Raw genomic sequence first — 20,057 nt, 5'->3', positions numbered from 1 at the left:
GTTTCCCAGGGGAATGCAGCGTTCGGTGCTCCCCGGAAAAAGGCAGAGCTCTCAGGTGGGATCAGGGCGCTGGAGGCGGTGCGGTCTCGGCGAGCCGGACCTCTCGCCGCAATTTCGAGGGCGAAAGCGCGATGCCTTCGAGGATCTTCGCGAGCTCGGCGGCATCGATGATGACGCTCGTGCCGCCCGGTGTGATCGCGCGCGGGACTCGAAACGTTCCGCGCTCTAGCCTTTTGTAAAGCAGACAATACCCGCTGCGGTCCCACCAGAGGGCCTTGCAGCGGTCGGCTGCCCGGTTGAAGAAGAGGAACAGCGCTCCGGAGAGCGGGTCTTCCCGCAGCACCTCCCGCACGACGGCAGCGAGACCATCGAACGACCGGCGCAAGTCGAGCGGCTCGGCGGCAACGTAGATCGATACACGGCCCGGGATCATCGCGCACCCCCGAGCGCACGAACGACGCGCGCCAGCGTGGCCTCGTCGAACGATGGCGGGACACGGACGACCGCACCGTCCGGCAAGACGATCTCCAGCGATGCGCTCGACGAGGGCGCCGTAGCTCCCGCTTGGGCGACCACCACGGGCAGCAGCGCCGGCAGCGTCGGCCCCGGCGAGCGCTTCGGGTACTCGCTCCGCTTCATGCCCAGTCGGCGGCTCCAGGAGTACAGCGTGCCGGCGTTGACCCCCTCCTGCTCGGCGAACACGCGGGCCGAGTGCCCGCTCTTGTGCCAGCGCGCCACACGGTCGCGCCAGGTGCGTGTGCTCTCATCCATCGATACCTCCGGTGCTGGTTTCTACGCAGCCCAGAGGCTCGAAGACAGCATGGGGGTCGCCGAACGCATACGACGACTTCGAGGATGCGCCTCGATCGAGCGCTGGAGGAGCCGGAGCTGGTGGCGAGAGCGGCTCGATCTCGAGCTCGAGCACGGGGGGTTGCGCGAACGGCGACCGCGACTGCGTCGGTGACACGCCACGACAATGCGCCGACGGGGAGTGGGTTCACCAGCGGCCGTGTAGCGGAGAGGAGCCGGTCTGTGCAGGAGGGCGATGCGTCCCATGTACGGAGGGCGAGCGCGGATGCGCTGGCAACACACCGCTACGGTGCGAAGGTGGCGCGTGGATCGAGGAGGCGGCATGCGCGACGCCGTTCCCGGGGTGCCGAGGCGGGGCATGCGTCCCGACGAGCTGCCAGGGTGGCGAAGCGGCCGGCACAGGGGTCAATTGTGGGGCCTCCAGGGACAACGACTGTTGCGCCACGGACGTGGTGCCGGGCGGGACGTTCTACCGCAGCAACAATGAGAGCTATCCAGCCACCGTCAGCGATTTCAGGCTCGATAGATACGAGGTCACGGTGGGACGATTTCGCGCTTTCGTGGAGGCGCTGAAGGGAACGCATGTGGATCCCCCGCTGCCAGGCGCCGGCGAGCGTTCCGGGGTGCCGGGGAGCGGGTGGAAATTCGCATGGGCATCTTCGCTCTCCGCAGACACCGCGGAGCTCAAGACACAGCTCGAGTGTGATTACTACCCGACGTGGACCGCCACCCCCGGCCCCAACGAACACCGGCCGATCCATTGCGTCACGTGGTACGAGGCGTTCGCGTTCTGCGTATGGGACGGGGGTTACCTGCCCACGGAGGCAGAGTGGAACTACGCCGCCGCCGGCGGAGCAGAGCAAAACGTCTACCCGTGGGGTTCCTCGAAGGAGCGCGGCTTTGCTGCCAACGAATGCAGAGGAAACGGCTCCTCTACTGGATGCAACCTCTCCGCGCTCCTCCCCGTCGGCTCGTTCTCGCCATCGGGCGATGCCAGGTGGGGCCACGCCGATATATTAGGAAACGTCTCCGAGTGGACGCTGGATTGCAGCGGAGACTATCCAGTACCGTGTGAGGACTGCGCGAACCTGGGCTGCTCGGGCTCAACTGGGCACGTGGTACGCGGCGGGAATGCCATCGCACCGCTCTTCGATACAGCGTTCAGGAACAGTGAGGACCGCACGAGCCGGACTCAGGGTGTACGCTGCGCGAGAGGGATCCGGGTTGAGTGAGCTGCGATCCGATGTGCGGGTGGTATCTCACTCGCCGCATCGAGGGCTCGACCCCGGCGCTGGGAGCAGAGCGCTGCGTTACCGCCGCGACACCGCGACGCCAAATGTCAAGTCAACCAACGGCTGCATCACAGCGCCGTCCTCTGGATCAGGGGTCTCGCTCGCCGACTTGCCGAAGAACAGGTAAACGGCATCATCCTGCGGCGCAGCGACCGTGAGATCCGAGAAGCCATCGCCGTTCACATCTCCCGACGAACCCAGGACAGGTCCAAAACCATCACCCTGGACCGGTCTGTAAAAGGCCACGTCCGCACTGCCATTCAGCATCGTCCCCGAACCGCCCATGTAGACATAAACCGTCCCGGGGTCACCACGATAGTCGCTCGTACCAACAGCAACGTCGCCGAAGCCGTCCCCGTTCATGTTCCCTGCCGACGCGACCGCCAGACCGGAATTCGTACGTTCCTTGCCCTCGAGCGTCAAGACCGGCATAGGATCCAAGCCATCGGGTCCGCCGACGTATATGTAAGCACGAGCGAGCCCGTGGGATCCGACGATCACATCCCCGAAGCCATCGCCATTCACATCACCTGCTGCGGAGATCGCGGAACCGAAGCTTCGAGTCCTCCACGGGCGCGATAAGCTCCACGTCTGGCACAGCATCGAAAGCAGGCCCTACCGCTCCGAAGTACAGCCCCACCGTCTGCCGGCCTGAAGGCGAACCAGGCTAAAAAGATACGATCACATCAGAAAACCCATCGCCGTTCACATCACCGGCTGTCATCGCGCCCCGTCACCCGGCCGAGGAGGCGACGCTCGCGGCGCACATCCCGACGTCACCGGTGCGCCACGGCGAAGCCGAACTCTCTATCACTTGGGGGCTGCGCTATCAAGACGTCCTCAGTCAAAGGACTTGCGACCACAGAGCGCCCGAAATAGAGATATACAGCATCCTCATCCGCCATGGCGATCGCAAAGTCCGAGTAGCCATCCCCATTCACATCCCCAGGTGATCCCAGGCGCTGCCCTGTCCTGTCTTCAATAGCATCCCTGTAGATTGCAACATCCGGCTCGCTCAGATTTGATTTATCACCGCCCAAATACAGAAGCACCTTTGGAGACCGGTCGGCAATTGCAACGTCATCGAATCCGTCGCCGTTGACATCACCCACCGTCGCAACCGTGGCGCCAAACGAGTCGCTCCCTGTCAGGGTCACGCTCGGCGCCGTCTCCAACCCCTGGGGTCCACCGAGATACACGTAAGCACGACTATCCTGCGTGGCGCCGATGATGACGTCATCAAATCCGTCACCATTGACATCACCAGCCGTACCGAACGAATGAACAAACCTGGATTGGCCGGACGGATCCACAAGCTCTGCCTTCGGCGCGGCATCGAACCCTCGACCCGGGTTGCCGTGATAGACCCGCACGACATCGCCATCAATCGTATGGAATACCACGATTACATCGGAAACCCGTCCCCGTTGGTGTCACCCGCCGATGAAGCGCGCGAGATCGCATTTTCCCGGTTCTCTACAGGTTCACCAAGCTCGATCTCGATGGGCGCATCGAGCTCTGACGCGCCTCCCAGGTACAGAGACGCGATCAACCTGGAGCGCTCGGCTGTTCCGACGATGACATCGGCGAATCCGTCTCCATTGACGTCACCTGCGGAAGCCACATAGGGCCCGAGATAGCCATCTACCGAATTCCCGTCGATCCTGATATACTCCGAACTAAATCGGACTCTGCTGCTGCCACGATACACGAATGCATTGTCTCGATAGGGCGCACCAACCAGCACATCGGCATAGCCATCGCCGTCAACATCGCCAGCACACGACAAGGATATCCCGAAACCGTCGCGAGCACCAGAAGGACTGAAGACGATTCCATCGTCATTCAAATCAAACTGCGTACCGGGGATCCCGTAGTAGAAGTAAATGGCACTGCTCGTTGGGCTGCGACCGTAGGCAGTGATTGCGACGTCATCATGACCATCAGCATTGTAGTCGCACTTCGTCCGGCCGATATTTACCCACCGTGCCCGCGAAAAATCTGAACAGGCTCCCTGCGCGCAGGCGCGCACACGCCAGTAATACCGCCGCCCGACAGGCGGAAGCAGCGCCATCTCGAGATCCTCTGCCGGCTGATGCTCCGTAAGGTCTGTGGTGACCGAGACTGCATTGTCCGCCTCGAGATCGGTGCCGTACTGCAGCTCGTACTCGATGGGAGCACCGGAAGGCGATGTCGACGCTTCCCAAACGAACCTAGGCCTGCGCGAGCCGACCTTCCGTTGAGCACCAAGATAGGCATCGTTCCTTGGAAGCCGCAGGACGGGTACTGTTGGCGGCTCCCCCGGGCCGTTGCCACCGCCGGACGTCATGCCCCCGCTGTCGCTGCCGGATGCCGCCCCCCCCGCCGCTGCCGACCACCGAACCGGAGGGAGCGTCGACGAACTCTTCGAGACCGAGGATCTCGCCGCAGCCGGCGAGAAAGACGGCGACGGCGAGCCATCCCGCGTCAGGCCGGAAGAACACGGTCGACCGACGAGTCCTCATGACATCTACAAAATCATACCGAACACATCGATGTCAAGGGATGACCCTAGTTTGCCACGGGAGGGATCTCGACATTATTGATAGGCAGGAATCCAGCACCGGCGGGATATGCGTAGGAAACACGATAATTTTGCTGAATTGCACCCCATCCCCAAACCGTGACGCCAAAGGGGAGTTCGCTCCGCATCTCGTGCCGACCGTTCACGCACCCATTCACCGACTGCCACTCCCCAGTCATCAAATCAACAATAGTATATTCGTAGCTACCATCGCCAACAGGAGTCCACCCCGTGAGATTTCCAACACAATCCAGCTCAACGTCGGCAAATTCACCATTCACCCTCGATCGGGTACGGACGACAACGAGACTCGTCTCCGGGTAAGTCGGATCGGTGAAAAATGCATAGTAATCGAGATACTGAGACGGCGGGATCACATTGACCCACTCCGGGTCCCCAATACCCCCGAGGAGAGAACCACCCGTCATATACTGACCGACATAGAACGGATGATTAGCATCCTGACTCTTGACAACAAAAGGCTCACCTGTCGCAAACTCATACACTTCGCCCAGCCGCAGCTCCTCAGGTGCATTATCTGGCCTCGATGGCTCCCAAGTGAGCCGCGTGCCGTCAACCATGCCCACAATTCGGTACGGCGGCGACTCATCCTGTTCCGTTCGGTTCCGGTGTCGAACCGCGACGTACTCGCTCCCGGTAGCTCTAACGGGCGCGATTTGCTGCTGTCCAGAGTCACAATCACGAACATCACTGCCCGCAGGCACGAGCATGCAAGCATGCGCCCCGAACAGGCCAACAGGCTTGGTCGATTGAATTGGGCTACCGGTCAGCTCAGCCCGCTGCGTAATCTGCAGGAATTCGCCAGCATTCAGTGCATATGTTTTCGCTTCACCCGCGTTCGCGGGCTCAACGCCGTCCCCCGCCTCTACACTCACCTTGGGCAGGATAGTAACCTCGGTATCATCTTCATGAGCAACGATGGCCAACGAAGGATACGCACCATTGTACGCCGGAGACTGCGACTCTGATTCCGAGTAACCATTTATAGCCACATAGTTGCTATCCCAGGCGCTCGTCGGAAGCAGAAGCGTAGCGGAGGTGAATGACGCTTTACCTCCGCCGTACGGAAGGATCTGGTAGGCTACGACTGGGAAATCGGTCGTGATATGAAAGGCCTTTCCGCGACCGGTGATTGGCTCGCCCGGAAACTCCGGGACGCCGGTTTCCTCATCCAGCGCTCCGGGCGCTGGGCAGTCCTCAATACCGCCCCCTGCAGACAATCTCGACAGGAACAGGACAGCAACTTTCCCCGCGGCAAGCTCATTGGTGTCAGCGTACTTTTTGTAGGTAACGCTCTTTGTCTGCTCGTTCCATTCGGGGATGTAGGCGAAGGTGTCAACCGGAAGCGGCTCTCCACCGCGCTCGACGTTGATGTGAACCGGCAAATTCCACGTATTCGCGACAATTGCAGCGAAACATGCGCCCTGCGTGGTCGGCCGCAGCGCCGTCTTCAGCGCCCAGTAATCGCATCCGTACGAGCTCTTCGACTCCCGCGCCGCCTTGCACGGGTCCGGCACGCACTGCGCATTGAGGCACCCCTCTTCGGGCTTGCACTCCTCGACCGTCGCGCCATTGCAGCTGATGACCTTCTTCAGATCGTTGGAGCACGTGTACTCGCACCGCCCCCCCTCCCCGAAGGTGCCCGAGCTCCCCGCCTCCCCGCCCGCGCCGCCGATGCCGGCGCCGCCGCCGGTCCCGGTGGGGCCGGAGCCGCTGCCGGTGAGCTCGTTGCGGTACGAATCAGAGCACGCGGCGAACGAGCCCGTCACACCGGCTGTCGCTGCAAGAAGACCCATAATCGCGTGTCGACGGTATCTGGCCATGTTCGCCATCTCTACAGGGCTCCTTCCCCCACAAGCATCCTGAAACTCTTGACTGCGAGCCTAACACGGTTCCCGCGCGCTGGGGAGGCCCGCGAAAGCGCTCGCGTTTTTTCACCGGCCTCATGAGAGGGGGTTCTGGGTTTCAGGAATGCAATGCGCGCCCTGCCGCGCGCCGCGACCGCCTAGCGCCCGGACGGATAGACGCCCTCTGAGGGAGCCGACCTCACGCCTCTCCAGCGGGTGGGGCGAGGTGGTCGGACGATGGCGACCCGTTGCTACCGGTCACGAGCAATTGGGGCCGTTCCACCGGCCGCACCGGCCGTACCGGCCGCACCGGCCACGCGGCCGCACCGGCCAGCCTCGATCGCGACCGATCGGGACCAGTCACGACCGGTTGCGACTTCCACGCACCTCGCCCCTACTCCCGCTCATGCGCCTCGTCGCCGTCCGGCGCTGCCGCCGCGCGGCTGTTCCCGAAAATCCGGAAAAGGATGTACAGACAAGGGAAGAGCAGCACGAATCCGACGCCGAGCACCCAGACCAGAAGTCGCAGCGTCTTCGGGTTCGACGCCGCCCCGGCGAGCGTCACGTCGGGCACGACAAGGAACGGGTACTGCGACGCCGCCCAGCCCAGCACGATGAGCGCGACCTGCGCCGCCGCCGCGAAGCGCGCCAGACGGAAGCGGCGGGTCCACAGCGCGTGGAACGCCGTCGTCGCGGCGAGGCCCGTCGTGACGTGCAGCGGCCACGTGATCGGATGATCCGTCAGGCCCTCTCGGATCAGCGGCGCGCCCTGGAACGAGGCCCCGAACGACGCGAGCGCGAGCGCCGCGACGACGCAGCCCGACGCGAGCGCGCGCCGACGGAAATCGTCGACGAGCGCCGGATCCGTCGCCTCGTTCGTCAGGTAGACCGCCGCGAGGAACGCGAACAGCGCCAGCGCGAACAGCCCGACAACGAACGGAAACAGCGAGAGCCACGGGGCGAAGAAGCCGCTCGTCACCACCCCGGACCTCACCTGGATCCGGCCCGACGCCACCGCGCCGACGATCATGCCGAGCAGGACCGGCGCGATCACGCTCGCCATCGAGAACATGAAACCCCAGCGCTTCTGCTGCCGATCGCCCCGCGAGTCGTAGCTGCGGAAGCTGAACGCCGAGCCGCGGAACACGACCCCCACGAGGAACAGCGTGAGGGGGACGTGCAGCGCGATCGAGATCGCCGCGAAGGCCGGCGGAAACGCGGTGAAGAGCAGCACGATCGCCAGGATCAACCACACGTGGTTGGCCTCCCAGATCGGGCCCATCACCCGCTCGATGAGCGCGCGCTGCTCTTGCTTCCGCGGGCCGGAGGCGAGCAGATCCCAGACGCCGCCGCCGAAGTCGGCCCCGCCGAACAGCGCATACAGCACGAGCGCCGCCACCATCACCCCGCCGAGGAGCAACTCAACGTGCATCGGCGCCTCCCGCGACCGCGCGCGGCTCGCCGCCGCCCGTCGCGCCGGTCGCGCGCGGCTCGCCGCCGCCCGTCGCGCCGGTCGCGCGCGGCTCGCCGCCGCCGGTCGCCCTTCCCCCGCGCGGGCCGCCGCCGCCCGTCACCGCGAGCGGCGCGTCGCGGAGCTGGCGCACGAGCAGGTAGGTCACCATGACGCCCAGGAAGACATAGAGCGCCATGAACATCCAGAAAGGCGCCGCCAGGTGCGGGAACGGGGTCACCGCGTCGCGCGTGCGCATCGCGCCCCGCACGATCCACGGCTGGCGCCCGAACTCCGTCACAAGCCACCCCGCCTCCATCGCCACGATGCCGAGCGGGCTCGCCAGCACCGCCGCCCAGAGGAACGGGCGCTGATCCGGGATCCCCCGGCGGCGCCACGCGAGCACCGCCGCCACGAGCGCGAGCAGCGCCATCGCAGAGCCCGCCGCCACCATCACCTGGAACGAGATGTGCGTCGCCGTCACCGGCGGCCACTCGTCGCGCGGCACCGCGTCGAGCCCCGGCACCACCGCGTCCGGATCGCCGTGCAGGAGCACCGACAGGCCGCCCGGGATCTCGATCGCATGGTCGACCTCGCCCCGCTCGACGTCGGGCAGGCCGCCGATGAGGAGCGGCGCCCGGGCCGACGTCTCGAAGTGCGCCTCCATCGCCGCGAGCTTCGCCGGCTGCCCGGCCCCGACCTGCACCGCCGCATAATGGCCGACGAACGGCTGCGCCAGCGCCGTCACCCCGGCGATCGCCAGCGTCACCGCGAACGCCTTCCGGAACAGCGGGCTGCCAGGGTGCCGCAGGAGCACCAGCGCGTGGATCCCCGTCATCACGAACGCCGTCGCCTGATAGCACGCAAGGATGCCGTGAAGGGTCTCGTGCTTCCACGGCGGGCTGAACATCGCCGCGATCGGGTCGATGTCCACCGGGCGGCCAGCCGCCATCGTGAACCCGACCGGGTCGTTCATGATCGCGTTCACGAGGATCACGAAGAACGCCGACATCGCGCCGCTCAGGGCCACCAGCGCGCCGGAGAGCAGGTGCAGCTTCGGCGGGAGCTTGCCGCGCCCGTAGAGATAGATGCCGAGGAAGATCGCCTCGGTGAAGAACGCGAACCCCTCGAGCGAGAACGGCAGCCCGACCACCTCGCCGAACGTGCCCATGAAGCTCGGCCAGAGCAGGCCGAGCTCGAACGAGAGCACCGTCCCCGACACGGCGCCCACCGCGAACAGGATCGCCGTCCCCTTCGCCATGCGCTTCGAGAACTCGAGGTAGTCGCGATCGCCCGTCCGATGCCAGAGCGCGTCCGCGATGACCATGATCAGCGGCAGCGCCACCCCGGCGGCGGCGAAGATCATGTGAAATGCCAGCGACAGGCCCATCTGGGCCCGGGCGTAGAGCAGGCTGTCCATGAGGCCCCGTGCGGCTCCCTTCCAGTGCGAACGCGACCGGCACCGGATCCGCTCTCCTGCGGGGGCGGCCCGCGCGCTCCCAGCCACCATAGGGACGACCGCGCCGGGGACAAATAGGGCGCAAGCCGGCTAAGCTCGACGCCCATGCAGACCCTTGTCGAGCTCGTCGCGAAGAAGCGCGACGGCGAGCGGCTGTCCGAGGACGAGATCGCGCGGATCATCCGCGCCCACCAGGGCGGCGAGCTCGCCGACTACCAGATGAGCGCGCTGCTCATGGCCGTCTTCTTCCGCGGCATGGACGACGCCGAGACCGTCGCCCTCACGCGGGCGATGCTCCACTCGGGCGACGTGCTCGACCTGTCGAGCGTGCCCGGGCGGAAGGTCGACAAGCACTCGACCGGCGGCGTCGGCGACAAGGTCTCGATCTGCCTCGCCCCCCTCGTCGCCGCCTGCGGCGTCCCCGTCCCGATGGTGTCCGGCCGCGGCCTCGGCCACACGGGCGGCACGCTCGACAAGCTCGAGGCCATCCCGGGGTTCGACGTCGCGCTCGACACGGCCACGTTCGCGCGCATCGTCCGCGAGGTCGGGACGTGCATGATCGGGCAGACCGAGCGGATCGCGCCGGCGGACAAGCGCATCTACGCGCTGCGCGACGTGACCGCCACGGTCGAGTCGATCCCGCTCATCGTCGCCAGCATCCTCTCGAAGAAGCTCGCGGAGGGCATCGACGCGCTCGTGCTCGACGTCAAGGTCGGGCGGGGCGCGTTCATGAAGACCCTGGACGACGCCCGCGCGCTCGGGACGGCGCTCGTGCGCGTCGGGACCGCGGCCGGCAAGCGCGTCTCCGCGCTGCTCACCGACATGAGCGCCCCGCTCGGCCTCACCGTCGGCAACGCGATCGAGACCCGCGAGGCGATCGAGGTGCTGCACGGCCGCGGCCCGGCCGACCTCGTCGCGTGCACGCTCGCCCTCGCCGAGGAGATGCTGATCGCCGGCGGCGCCGCGGCGAGCGCCGCCGAGGCGCGCGTCAAGCTCGACGCCGCCATCGCGAGCGGCGCGGCGGCCGAGGTCCTCGCGCGGATGATCGCCGCGCAGAAGGGCGATCCGGCCGTCGTCGAGGACCCGGGCAGGCTCCCCGCCGCCCCCGTCGTCGTCGAGGTCGCGGCGCGGGACGAGGGGCACGTCGTCGCCGTGGATCCGCTGGAGATCGGGCTCTCCGCGGTGGCGCTCGGCGCCGGACGGACGCGCGCCGACCAGCGCGTGGACCCCGCCGTGGGCGTCGAGCTCGCCGCCGTGCGCGGCGATCGCGTCGGCCGCGGGGCGCCCCTCGCCCGCATCCACGCCCGCCGGGCGGAGGACGCGCAGGCCGCGGCCGAACGCGTCCGCGCGGCCTTCCGGCTCGGACCGGCGCCCGCCCCGGCGCCCGCGCTCGTGCTGGAGCGGATCGAGGCGTAGCCCGCCCCCGAGGCCGCTCGCGGGCGGCGCGCGGCCCCACTAAGCTGCCGTCATGCGGACCCCGCGGCGCGACCTCACAACGCTCGGCTACCGGCGGATCATCCAGCTCCTCGTCTACCTGGTCATCGTCCCGGGCGTGCTCCTGTCGGGCGTCGGCTTCATCCTGCTCGTGCTCGGCGAGGCCCAGTACAACCTCATCATGGGCATCCTGGTGCTCACGTTCTGCGGGACGCTCGCGACAGGGGTCATCCTCGTGTGGGTCTTCCTCCGGCGCGAGCGCAACCTGTCCGAGCTCCAGGCCGACTTCGTCTCGAAGGTCTCGCACGAGCTGCGCACCCCGCTCACGTCGATCCGGATGTTCACCGAGACGCTCAAGCTACGGCGCGGCGACACGCACAGCGAGGACCGCTGCATCGACGCGCTCACGAAGGAGAGCGCCCGGCTCCAGCAGCTCATCGACCGGCTGCTCGACTGGGGCCGCATGGAGAGCGGCCGGCGCGTCTACGAGCTCTCGGAGCACCGCCTCGATGACGTCATCGACGAGGCGATCCACGCGTTCGAGCCGACCCGCGAGAAGCGCAGCGTCGAGCTCGACGTCGCCGTCGACGAGCAACTCCCGCCCGTGCTCTGCGACCGCAGCGCGCTGGTCGACGCGATCGTCAACCTCCTGTCGAACGCCTACAAGTACGGCGGTCAGCCGAGGAAGATCCGCGTCTCCGCCCATGTCGTCAACCGGTCGGCGCTGATCACCGTCCGCGACAACGGCAAGGGCATCGCGCGCAAGGAGCACAAGCGGATCTTCGAGAAGTTCTACCGGGTCGACGATCTCCTGGCCCGGCATCAGGAGGGCTCCGGGCTCGGGCTGTCGATCGTCAAGCACGTCATCCGCGCGCACCGGGGCAAGATCCTCGTCGACAGCGAGCCGGGGAAGGGCAGCACGTTCACGCTCGTCCTGCCGATCCGGAGCGCGCCAAGGACGAGCCCCGCCGGGAAGCCTCCGTCGAACGCGTCGAGCGCGCCGGCCGCCGTCGCCGCGGCCCCCGGGGCCGCGGAGCGCGCCGCCGGAGCGGAGGCGCCGCCCTAGGCGCGGCGCCTCCGGACCGGGCATGGACATGCTAGAGGACGTCCCCAGCATGACCCGGAACCCTCAAGCCTCAGCGCGGACCGTCCTGCTCGTGGAGGACGATCCCAGCATCGCGATGGGTCTCGAGATGAACCTGACCGCGGAGGGTTACCGCGTCCTCGTGGCCGAGGACGGCGAGCGCGGGCTCACGCTCGCCCGCGCCGGCGGGATCGATCTCATCATCATCGACGTGATGCTCCCTCGCCTGAACGGCTTCGAGCTGCTCCGCATCCTGCGGAGCGAGCGGCGCACCCTGCCCGTGATCATGCTGTCCGCGCGCGGCGCCGAGATGGACAAGGTGATGGGCCTCGAGCTCGGCGCCGAGGACTACATCACGAAGCCGTTCAGCCTGGCCGAGCTGCTCGCCCGGGTGAAGGCGGTGCTCCGGCGCGACGCGATCGCGCGCGCGGACGCGGAGCAGCTCCGCGCAGGCGACATCGTGATCAACGCGGCGACGCGCGAGGTCCGCCGCGGCGACGCGCTGATCGAGCTCACGGCGACCGAGTTCGACGTGCTGCTCTGCCTCGCCGAGGCCGGCGGCCGGGTCCTGTCCCGGGAGCAGATCCAGGCCAAGGTGTGGGGCCCGACGCACCACGGGACCCCGCGCACGATCGACAACTTCATCCTCCAGCTCCGCAACAAGCTCGAGGACGACGCGGCCGCGCCGCGCCACCTCGTGACGGTGCGCGGGGTCGGCTACCGCTTCGTGCCCTGAGCGCGCGGCGCTCCTCGGCACCGCGCCGGCGCGCTGCCCTGACGCGGCTGCGCCGGCGGGCCGGTCGCTTCAGGGCTTCAGGGCGCCTGACAGAACTTGTTGATGTTGTCGACGAGCGGGTCTTCCTGCTTGATCGCCTTCTCGATCGCGGCCTGGGCGGCGTTGCTCTTCTCCGCGTCGTTCGCGTCGGCCGCGGTCGCGAGGTCGCGCGCCGCCTTGGCGACGTCCTTGGCCATCGCCTGGTACTCGCCCGAGAACTTCTGCAGCTCCGGGGTGGTCAGCTTCACCTGCGCCGCGTCGGCCGCCACCTTGTCCATCGCGTCGGCCATCGCCTTCAGCTCGCTCGACCCGCCCTGGTCGGCGCCGGTCTTCGTGCCCTTCTCGATGCTCTGGACGCCCTTGTTGATGACCTCGATGAGCGCGTTGCACTCCGAGACCTTGTTCTGGCCGCAGCCGCCAGCGCCGGCGACGAGCCCGAGCGCGGCGAGCGCCGCGAGGGTGACCTGGGTGCGCATTCTGCTGTGTCTCCTCATGTGGTGAGCGAGGCCGGTCCGCCCATCCCTAAACGCCTGGGCATGAACCCACATTTTGCGGGTATGTTTCAACATGGAATCGGCGCTCCGCGTCCGCGGCCGCCCTCAGTGTCACGACCGAGTCACGACCGGACGCGCCAGTTGCCCTGGAAAGTTCGGCCGATGTCGTCGGCGGTCGGGTCCGTGATGATGAGCTCCGGCCGGCCGCCTTGCGCGAAGACGATCGTGTTCTGCCGGAAGACGCGGCCGAAGGCGATCGCCTCGTCGCGGTCCATGCCGTGGACGAGCCAGGCCGGCTCGCGCCAGATGCCCTCCGGCTCGGCCTCGGATCCGACGCACGGCTCCACCCGGTAACACCCGAGGATCAAGAGGTCGCGGAGCACGTGGTGGCGCTGATCGTTCACCCGGCGGGGGATGAGCATCGAGCGCGGGTTGTAGGCGGTGAGCACGGCGAACTTGCGGGTCAGGAGGTCGGGCAGCCCGGCCTGGTCCTGGACGATCTCGCCGTCCAGCGAGACGCGCAGCGTGCCCGCCGCCGTGGGGAACTCGTAAATGGTCGAGAAATACGACCGGAGGAGCGTCTGATCCATCGTGAAGCGGGGGTGTGAGGGGGCCGCGGCGCTCGGCGCACCGGGTGCGTCGCACGGCGGAGGGGCCCGTGGCCTGAGCGCCCGGCCGCCGGGCGCGACGGCGGAGGGTTACCAGAGACGCGCGGCTCTGGCTACTCGGCGGCGATCGGCGGGCCCCGCGTCCACCGCGGCGCACGGACGCCCGCCGCGCGCTTCCCCTACCCCGCCCGGTGCGCTAAGCGTTCCGCGCGTTCGCCGCGGCGTGGCCCGCGCGCACCTGCGCGTGCCGCGCGGGCCAGCGCGCGCCGCCCGCGCCGACGGCCCCGACCCCCCGATGTCCCGATGATCGAGGTCGAGCACCTCTCCAAGTCCTACGGCCCTCACCTGGCGGTGAGCGACCTCTCCTTCCGGGTGAGCCAGGGAGAGATCGTCGGATTCCTCGGCCCGAACGGGGCGGGCAAGAGCACGACCCTGCGCATCCTCGCGGGATTCCTCGGCGCGACCTCCGGCCGCGTGCGGGTGGCCGGGTACGACATCGCGGAGGAGCCGATGCGCGCGCGGGCCTCGATCGGGTACATGCCCGAGACGTCGCCGCTCTACCCGGAGATGCGCGTCTCGGAGTACCTCGCCTTCCGCGCCGAGCTCAAGCTCGTGCCCCGGCGCGCGCGCCGCGAGGCGGTCGCGCGCGCCCTCCGCGACGCGCGCGTCGAGGACGTGGCGAGCGTCATGATCGGCCACCTCTCGAAGGGCTACCGGCAGCGGGTGGGCCTCGCGGACGCGCTCGTCGGCGACCCGCCGCTGCTCATCCTCGACGAGCCCACGGCGGGCCTCGATCCGAACCAGATCCGCGAGGTGCGCGCGCTCGTGCGCCGGCTCGGGCGCGACCGCACCGTGCTCCTCTCGACGCACATCCTCTCCGAGGTCGAGGCGACCTGCACGCGGGCCGTCGTGATCGCGCGCGGGCGCCTCGTCGCCGAGGGGTCGATCGACGAGCTGCGCGCGATGCGCCGCGTCGGCGGCGCGCGCGTCGTCGTGCGCGGCGCGCCGGACGCGGCGCTCGCGGCGGCGCGCGGCGCGGCGGGCGTCCGCTCGGCCGCGGCGGAGCCGGCCGGCGACGCGGCGCGGCTCACGGTCGAGTTCGACGCCGGCGCCGACCCCGGCGAGGCCACCGAGCGCCTCGTGCGCGCCCTCGTCGGCGCGGGCATCGGCGTGCGCGAGCTCGTCCCGCACGCCCCGTCGCTGGAGCAGGTCTTCTCCGAGCTGACCGCCGCCGACGACCCCGGCGAGCAGACCGCCGCCGCGGAGCCGGCCGCGCCCGGCTCGGACGGCGGCGGCGAGGCGCCTCCGAAGGCGGCCCCGAAGAAGAAGGGCGGCGCCGGGCGCCGGGGCGCGGGCGGCGCCGGGGAGGAGCGGCGGTGAGGGGCTTCTGGCCGATCTTCAAGCGCGAGCTCTTCTCGCTGTTCGTGACGCCGCTCGCGTGGGTGCTGATCACCACGTTCCTGCTCGTGCAGGGCGTGCACTTCTTCCTCATCGCCACCCAGTTCGCGGGCGAGGTGGAGCTCTCGGCCGACACGGGCCCGGTGCAGGTCTTCTTCGGCCAGACGATCCTGATCTACCTGCCGCTGCTCTTCGTGTGCCCGTTGCTCACGATGCGGCTCTTCGCGGAGGAGCGCAGGAGCGGCACCATCGAGGCGCTCCTCACCGCGCCCGTCGGGTCCACCGGCGTCGTGCTGGCGAAGTACGCCGCCGCGCTCGTGACGTACGTCGCGATGTGGGCGCCGACGCTGCTCTACGTGGTCCTCATCAGCCGGACGGGCGAGCTCGACTGGCGGGTCGTCGGGTCGAGCTACCTCGCCGTCGTCGCGGTCGGCGCGGGCTACCTCGCGATCGGGACGATGACGAGCGCGCTCACGAAGAGCCAGCTCATGGCGGCGGTGCTCAGCACGATGGCGGTGATGGGCCTGTTCATCCTCGGCATCGGGGAGTTCATCTTCCCGGACGGCCCGGCGCACGACCTCTGCGCCCACGTCTCCGTGTGGGCGCAGATGAACGATTTCTCCCGTGGAATCGTGGACTTGCGACGGCTCGTCTTCGACGCCACGGTGATCGCGCTGCCGCTGTTCGTGACCGTGCGCGCGGTGGACGCGTGGAGGTGGGGCTGATGGCCGAGGAGCGGCCCGCTCGGGATCCTTCGCCCGCGCCGCCGGGCACGTCGCTCGGCGAGAAGCTCTCGGTGAGCGTCGGCATCATCGCCGCGATGGTGCTCGCGGTGCTCGTCAACCTGCTCGTCGCCCGGCACTACAAACGCTGGGACTGGACGCAGGGCGGCCTGTACACGCTGAGCGACGCGACGATCGCGACGCTGCGCTCGCTCGAGGAGCCGATCCGCGTCTACGTCCTGCTCTCCGAGGGCGACCCGCTGACGCTCTCGGTGCGGCACCTGCTCGACGCGTACCGCGCCGAGACCTCGCGGATCGAGGTCGAGGTGACCGACCCCGATCGGCGCCCCGCGGAGTTCCTGGCGGTGCAGCAGCGCTACGGCGTCGTGGCGGGCAAGACCGAGGACGGCCGCATCGTCACGGACGCGGCGATCATCGTCGCGCGCGGCGACCGGCCGCACTTCCTGACGGCGAGCGACCTCGTCGAGGTCGAGGACGAGGACGATCTCCGGGCGCGCCCGCGGCTCGAGCAGGCGCTGACGGGCGCCATCCGGAGCGTCGTGCGCAGCGAGCGGCCGATGGTCTGCTTCGCGACCGGCCACGGCGAGAAGTCGGTCGAGGTCGGCGGCGCCGATGGGCTCGCGGCGCTCAAGGACCGGCTCCACAAGAACAACTACGAGGTCGTGGAGCTCGGCGGCGGCCGCGGCGCTCACGGCCACGACGACCACGGCCACGACGACGAGCCCGCCGCGCCGAAGGAGCCCGCGGCCGAGGTCGACCTCGGTCGCTGCCGCGTGCTCGTCCTCGCCGAGCCGAGCCATCCCGTGCCCCCGCGCGACGTGGCCCGCTACAGGGCGTTCATCGAGGAGGGCGGCAGCGCGCTGCTCGCGCTCGGCCCCGTGCCGGACGAGAGCGATCAGCGCTACGTGGACCTCGGGCTCTCGGGCCTGCTCGCCGTGGCCGGCGTCGAGCTCCGGTCGGACTTCGTGTTCGAGCTCGACCCGAAGCTCCGCTCGACGCAGGGCTTCGGCGAGACCTTCTCGCCGATCGTGCGGCCGCACCCGATCACCGAGGGGCTCGTCAGGGCGGCCGATCAGGGGCTCGGCCCGGTGCTCACGGTGGCGAGCTCGCTCGCGCCAGCGAAGACAGGGCCGGTCGCCCCGGCGCCGCTGCTCGTCACGAGCGACAAGGCCTTCGGCATGGTCGATTTCTTCGGCTGGGCCAGGGACCCGTCCGAGCCGAAGCCGCGCGACGGCGATCACCCGGGGCCGCTCACGGTCGCCTACGCCGCCGAGCTGCCGAAGGCCGCGGGGTCGAGCGCCGCGCACGGCCCGCGGGTCGTCGTGATCAGCTCGCCCAGCGCGCTGTACGGCGCGAACTGGCAGAGCCCCGAGCTCCGCGGGACGGCGGTGTTCGTGGAGAGCGCGCTGTCCTGGCTCGCCGCGAGCCCGCCGATGCTCGACATCCCCGACAAGCCCGCGGTCACGGCGGGCCTCCGGCTCAGCGAGGACTCGCTCGCCGGCATCTTCCGCTACGTCGTCGTGTACATGCCGCTCGCGGCGGCCCTCTTCGGCCTCGCCGTGTACCTCTCGCGGCGCAGCTCCGAGCGCCGCCCCGACGGCAAGGGCGGCCCCGGCGCGCCCGCCGACCGCGGCGCGCCCGCCGACCGCGGCGCGCGCGGCACACGCGGCACGCTGAACGCTCGCGAGGACGGCGCCGGGCGCGAAGGGGCGCCGTGATGCGGTCCCTCCGCCGGCACGCGACGACGCTGATCCTCGTCGTGCTCGCCGCCGCGGCGGCCGTCGTGCTCCTCGTGCTCGACCGCGGCTCGGTGTCCACGGACGAGGCGGAGCGCCGCAGGAAGCACCTGTTCGAGGCGTGGCGGCCCGAGGAGATCACCGAGCTCACCGTGACGATGACCTTCCCCTCCGGGCTCGAGACGGCGCGGCTCACGCGCGGCGAGGTCAACGACGCGGGCCAGCGCCCCTGGAACGTCGAGATCGACGGGGAGCGCTACCCGGCCGACGAGCCCACCGTCGACCAGCTCCTCGGCACCCTGGAGTTCGCGACCGCCGAGCGCCGCGTGTCCGCGGAGGCGGTCGACGCGGCCGCCTTCGGCCTCGGCGCCCCCCGGCTCACGATCGCGATCGCGATGGGCCCGCGCCGCGAGCGGCTGCTGCTCGGCGGCAGCGCCCCCACGCCGCCCGGCGCCGTCTACGCCGAGGTCGCCGGCCGGGGGGTCTTCGTCATCACGAAGCAGCTCGCCGCGGCGCTCGACATACCGCCGGTTCGCTTCCGTTCTCGGAGCTTCGTCCCCTACCTGCCGTCGGAGCTCTCGGGGCTCACCCTCGAGGGAGACGGCGGCCCGCGGCGCTTCTCGCGCGCCCCCTGGGGCGGCGGCCGCGGCGCCGGCTTCCGCTTCGCCGAGGGCGCGCCCGAGGGCAGCGGCGTCCGGGTCAGCGCGCCGGCGATGGAGCGCGTCCTCTCCGCGCTCGGCCGCCTGCAGGCCGAGGCGTTCCTCTCCGAGGAGGAGGCCCGGGAGGCCGCGGCCTCCGGCGGCCCCCGGGTCACGCTGACGCTCCTGCCCGGCGACCCCTCGGCGAAGCCCGGCGTGATCGACCTCGGCGGCGCCTGCCCGGACCGGCCCGACCACGTCGTCGCCGTGCGGCGCGAGCCCACGCGCGCGGCCGCCTGCGTGCCGGCGAGCGCCCTCGAGCCGCTGACCGAGGAGGCGTCGCGCTTCGTCGATCTCGCCCTCGTCGGTGCGCCGCTCGATGAGGTCGCCGAGGTGAAGCTCTCGGTCGGCGAGCGCGGCGAGGGCGGCCCTGGCTCGCTGGAGCTCGCGCGCGCCGGCAACGAGTGGCACCTGCGCGCCCCGCAGGACCGGCCCGTCCCGACCGAGACGGGCCGCGCCCTCGTCCAGGCGATCCTCGACGTCCGCGCGACGCGCCTGCTCCCGACGGCGAGCGACCCCCGGGCGCTCGGCCTCGACCCGCCCCGCGCCACGCTCCGCGTCCTCTCGACGCCGCCGGAGTCCGCCGGCGAGGGCGAGCCGCGGGAGCGGATCGAGACGCTCGAGATCGGCGCCGAGCAGGCCGGCGTGGTCCACGTCCGGCGGCTCGAGGACGGCGCGATCGCCGAGATCCCGGCCGCGGCCGCCGGGGCGCTCCTCCCCTCCGAGATCTCGCTGCGCTCGATGAAGGTGTTCGATTTCACGCCCGACCAGGTCAACGCGCTGCGCGTCGAGCGCCCCGGCCTTGTCCAGCGGCTCCGCCGGACGGGCGACGGCGCCTGGCAGCTCGTCGAGCCGACCGGCGAGGGCCTCGCGGCCGACGGCGCGCTCGCGGACGAGCTCGCCGACCTGCTCGGCGCCCTCCAGGCCGAGCGGTGGGTCGCGCCGGACGCCGGCCAGGGCCACGGGCTCGCCGCGCCGCGCCTCGTCGTCGAGGCCGAGCTGACCGCCGCGCCCGGCCCCGGCGACCCCGCGGGCGACCCCGCCGCGGGCTCGGCCCGGGTCGAGCTCGGCGCGCGCGCCGGCGCTGGCTCGTTCGCGCGCGCCGGCAAGGGCGCCCCGGTGTTCGTGGCGCCGCCGTCGCTCGAGGCCGCGGCCGGGCGCCTCCTCCTCCGCCGCGACGTCTTCGCCGTCGCGCCCGACGACATCGCGCGGGTGACGCTCACCCCGGCCGGCGGCAAGCCGGTCGTCGTCGAGGCCGCGGCGGGCGGCTTCACCCTCGCGGGGGCGGCCGACCCGGCGGCGGCCACAGCGACCGCCGCGGGCGTCCGCGACGCGCTCGCCGACCTGCGCGCCGAGGGCGCCGTCGCGCTGGGCAAGCCGGCGCCGCACCACGGCCTGAGCCCGCCGCGGCTCCGGATCACCGTCGATCTGGCCCGGCCGCAGCCCGCGCCGGCGGCCGAGGGCGGCGCGGGTGCGCCGCGCTCCCCGGCGGGGTCCCTCTCCATCGCGATCGGCGCCGGCGACGCCTTCCGCGGCACGAACGTCGTCTATGCCCGTCGCGACGGCGTGGACGCTGTCTACGCCATCGCGCAGTCCAGGGTGCGACCGCTCCTCGAGGCGGCGGGCGTGGCGGGCGCCCGCTGAG

18 protein-coding genes and 2 pseudogenes are annotated in these 20,057 nt (G+C 70.0%); 8 read left to right on the top strand and 12 right to left on the bottom strand.

Going from position 1 to position 20,057, the window contains the following annotated elements; all coding sequences use genetic code 11:
- Window positions 1-61 precede the first annotated feature (61 nt).
- Together tnpB and tnpA are read right to left on the bottom strand one after the other, a co-directional pair.
- Window positions 62-433: an IS66 family insertion sequence element accessory protein TnpB gene (tnpB, locus tag WMF24_RS12245; protein ID WP_437736573.1), complete on the bottom strand. Its 372-nt coding sequence runs from the start codon at window positions 431-433 to the stop codon at window positions 62-64.
- Window positions 430-771 (bottom strand): IS66 family insertion sequence element accessory protein TnpA, encoded by a 342-nt coding sequence (tnpA, locus tag WMF24_RS12240; RefSeq protein WP_437736572.1) that lies wholly within the window; start codon window positions 769-771, stop codon window positions 430-432. The genes tnpB and tnpA overlap by 4 nt, the downstream gene beginning before the upstream one ends.
- Window positions 772-1,259: 488 nt before the next feature.
- Here tnpA and WMF24_RS12235 point away from each other — a divergent pair, with 488 nt between their 5' ends.
- The gene (locus WMF24_RS12235) at window positions 1,260-2,042 is read left to right on the top strand and encodes a formylglycine-generating enzyme family protein (protein WP_437736571.1); all 783 of its coding nucleotides are present in this window, start codon (window positions 1,260-1,262) and stop codon (window positions 2,040-2,042) included.
- A gap of 78 nt (window positions 2,043-2,120) precedes the next feature.
- On the opposite strand, the gene WMF24_RS12230 is transcribed toward WMF24_RS12235, so the two are convergent.
- The 8 genes and pseudogenes from WMF24_RS12230 to WMF24_RS12195 all read right to left on the bottom strand — a co-directional run bounded on the left by WMF24_RS12230 (window position 2,121) and on the right by WMF24_RS12195 (window position 9,403).
- Window positions 2,121-2,525: an integrin alpha gene (locus WMF24_RS12230; protein ID WP_437738796.1), complete on the bottom strand. Its 405-nt coding sequence runs from the start codon at window positions 2,523-2,525 to the stop codon at window positions 2,121-2,123.
- A 66-nt stretch (window positions 2,526-2,591) separates the two neighbouring features.
- Window positions 2,592-2,705, bottom strand: a pseudogene (locus WMF24_RS12225) (integrin alpha); the annotation flags it as partial.
- Between the two features lie 64 nt (window positions 2,706-2,769).
- Window positions 2,770-2,829, bottom strand: a pseudogene (locus WMF24_RS12220) (hypothetical protein); the annotation flags it as partial.
- Window positions 2,830-2,878: 49 nt separating this feature from the next.
- Window positions 2,879-3,505, bottom strand: coding sequence for an FG-GAP repeat domain-containing protein (locus WMF24_RS12215; protein WP_437736570.1), 627 nt, complete (start codon window positions 3,503-3,505; stop codon window positions 2,879-2,881).
- A 2-nt stretch (window positions 3,506-3,507) separates the two neighbouring features.
- On the bottom strand, window positions 3,508-4,176 hold the full coding sequence (locus tag WMF24_RS12210) for an FG-GAP repeat domain-containing protein (protein WP_437736569.1): 669 nt from the start codon (window positions 4,174-4,176) through the stop codon (window positions 3,508-3,510).
- 476 nt (window positions 4,177-4,652) lie between these two features.
- Window positions 4,653-6,518, bottom strand: coding sequence for an IgGFc-binding protein (locus tag WMF24_RS12205; protein WP_437736568.1), 1,866 nt, complete (start codon window positions 6,516-6,518; stop codon window positions 4,653-4,655).
- Window positions 6,519-6,927: 409 nt separating this feature from the next.
- Window positions 6,928-7,965 (bottom strand): cytochrome d ubiquinol oxidase subunit II, encoded by a 1,038-nt coding sequence (locus WMF24_RS12200; RefSeq protein WP_437736567.1) that lies wholly within the window; start codon window positions 7,963-7,965, stop codon window positions 6,928-6,930.
- Complete coding sequence (locus WMF24_RS12195; protein ID WP_437736566.1) at window positions 7,955-9,403, bottom strand: cytochrome ubiquinol oxidase subunit I; 1,449 nt, start codon at window positions 9,401-9,403, stop codon at window positions 7,955-7,957. The genes WMF24_RS12200 and WMF24_RS12195 overlap by 11 nt, the downstream gene beginning before the upstream one ends.
- A gap of 144 nt (window positions 9,404-9,547) precedes the next feature.
- On the opposite strand from WMF24_RS12195, the gene WMF24_RS12190 reads away from it, so the two are divergent.
- The 3 genes from WMF24_RS12190 to WMF24_RS12180 are packed head-to-tail and all read left to right on the top strand — an operon-like array spanning window position 9,548 to window position 12,696.
- A complete protein-coding gene (locus WMF24_RS12190) occupies window positions 9,548-10,858 on the top strand; it encodes a thymidine phosphorylase (RefSeq protein WP_437736565.1) in 1,311 nt (436 codons plus the stop codon).
- Between the two features lie 52 nt (window positions 10,859-10,910).
- Window positions 10,911-11,942 (top strand): sensor histidine kinase, encoded by a 1,032-nt coding sequence (locus WMF24_RS12185; RefSeq protein WP_437736564.1) that lies wholly within the window; start codon window positions 10,911-10,913, stop codon window positions 11,940-11,942.
- A gap of 49 nt (window positions 11,943-11,991) precedes the next feature.
- Window positions 11,992-12,696 (top strand): response regulator transcription factor, encoded by a 705-nt coding sequence (locus WMF24_RS12180; protein WP_437736563.1) that lies wholly within the window; start codon window positions 11,992-11,994, stop codon window positions 12,694-12,696.
- Window positions 12,697-12,773: 77 nt separating this feature from the next.
- Here the strand turns inward: WMF24_RS12180 and WMF24_RS12175 are convergent, their stop codons facing one another.
- Window positions 12,774-13,211, bottom strand: a complete 438-nt coding sequence (locus tag WMF24_RS12175) for a hypothetical protein (protein WP_437736562.1) — start codon at window positions 13,209-13,211, stop codon at window positions 12,774-12,776.
- 140 nt (window positions 13,212-13,351) lie between these two features.
- Window positions 13,352-13,819, bottom strand: a complete 468-nt coding sequence (locus tag WMF24_RS12170; RefSeq protein WP_061607955.1) for a DUF3293 domain-containing protein — start codon at window positions 13,817-13,819, stop codon at window positions 13,352-13,354.
- 321 nt (window positions 13,820-14,140) lie between these two features.
- Between WMF24_RS12170 and WMF24_RS12165 the strand changes: the two genes are divergently transcribed.
- Genes WMF24_RS12165 through WMF24_RS12150 form a run of 4 tightly spaced genes read left to right on the top strand, consistent with a single transcriptional unit; the run spans window position 14,141 to window position 20,056 of the window.
- Window positions 14,141-15,217: an ABC transporter ATP-binding protein gene (locus WMF24_RS12165; RefSeq protein ID WP_437736561.1), complete on the top strand. Its 1,077-nt coding sequence runs from the start codon at window positions 14,141-14,143 to the stop codon at window positions 15,215-15,217.
- Window positions 15,214-15,960: an ABC transporter permease gene (locus tag WMF24_RS12160; protein WP_437736560.1), complete on the top strand. Its 747-nt coding sequence runs from the start codon at window positions 15,214-15,216 to the stop codon at window positions 15,958-15,960. Before WMF24_RS12165 ends, WMF24_RS12160 begins: the two co-directional genes overlap by 4 nt.
- Window positions 15,960-17,696, top strand: coding sequence for a GldG family protein (locus WMF24_RS12155; RefSeq protein ID WP_437736559.1), 1,737 nt, complete (start codon window positions 15,960-15,962; stop codon window positions 17,694-17,696). Before WMF24_RS12160 ends, WMF24_RS12155 begins: the two co-directional genes overlap by 1 nt.
- Window positions 17,696-20,056: a DUF4340 domain-containing protein gene (locus WMF24_RS12150; protein WP_437736558.1), complete on the top strand. Its 2,361-nt coding sequence runs from the start codon at window positions 17,696-17,698 to the stop codon at window positions 20,054-20,056. The genes WMF24_RS12155 and WMF24_RS12150 overlap by 1 nt, the downstream gene beginning before the upstream one ends.
- Window position 20,057 lies beyond the last annotated feature (1 nt).

Source organism: Sorangium sp. So ce1335, assembly GCF_051521615.1.
Lineage (GTDB): Bacteria > Myxococcota_A > Polyangia > Polyangiales > Polyangiaceae > Sorangium.
The sequence above is the reverse complement of the archived record's forward strand: the minus strand, read 5'-3'. Positions and strand labels throughout refer to the sequence as shown.

What these genes read in the sequence shown, in the direction of transcription:
- tnpB (WP_437736573.1), bottom strand. Translation starts at nt 433, where the DNA reads ATGATCCCGGGCCGTGTATCGATCTACGTTGCCGCCGAGCCGCTCGAC.
- tnpA (WP_437736572.1), bottom strand. Translation starts at nt 771, where the DNA reads ATGGATGAGAGCACACGCACCTGGCGCGACCGTGTGGCGCGCTGGCAC.
- WMF24_RS12210 (WP_437736569.1), bottom strand. Translation starts at nt 4,176, where the DNA reads ATGGCGCTGCTTCCGCCTGTCGGGCGGCGGTATTACTGGCGTGTGCGC.
- WMF24_RS12205 (WP_437736568.1), bottom strand. Translation starts at nt 6,518, where the DNA reads ATGGCGAACATGGCCAGATACCGTCGACACGCGATTATGGGTCTTCTT.
- WMF24_RS12200 (WP_437736567.1), bottom strand. Translation starts at nt 7,965, where the DNA reads ATGCACGTTGAGTTGCTCCTCGGCGGGGTGATGGTGGCGGCGCTCGTG.
- WMF24_RS12195 (WP_437736566.1), bottom strand. Translation starts at nt 9,403, where the DNA reads ATGGACAGCCTGCTCTACGCCCGGGCCCAGATGGGCCTGTCGCTGGCA.
- WMF24_RS12190 (WP_437736565.1), top strand. Translation starts at nt 9,548, where the DNA reads ATGCAGACCCTTGTCGAGCTCGTCGCGAAGAAGCGCGACGGCGAGCGG.
- WMF24_RS12185 (WP_437736564.1), top strand. Translation starts at nt 10,911, where the DNA reads ATGCGGACCCCGCGGCGCGACCTCACAACGCTCGGCTACCGGCGGATC.
- WMF24_RS12180 (WP_437736563.1), top strand. Translation starts at nt 11,992, where the DNA reads ATGACCCGGAACCCTCAAGCCTCAGCGCGGACCGTCCTGCTCGTGGAG.
- WMF24_RS12175 (WP_437736562.1), bottom strand. Translation starts at nt 13,211, where the DNA reads ATGCGCACCCAGGTCACCCTCGCGGCGCTCGCCGCGCTCGGGCTCGTC.
- WMF24_RS12170 (WP_061607955.1), bottom strand. Translation starts at nt 13,819, where the DNA reads ATGGATCAGACGCTCCTCCGGTCGTATTTCTCGACCATTTACGAGTTC.
- WMF24_RS12165 (WP_437736561.1), top strand. Translation starts at nt 14,141, where the DNA reads ATGATCGAGGTCGAGCACCTCTCCAAGTCCTACGGCCCTCACCTGGCG.
- WMF24_RS12155 (WP_437736559.1), top strand. Translation starts at nt 15,960, where the DNA reads ATGGCCGAGGAGCGGCCCGCTCGGGATCCTTCGCCCGCGCCGCCGGGC.
- WMF24_RS12150 (WP_437736558.1), top strand. Translation starts at nt 17,696, where the DNA reads ATGCGGTCCCTCCGCCGGCACGCGACGACGCTGATCCTCGTCGTGCTC.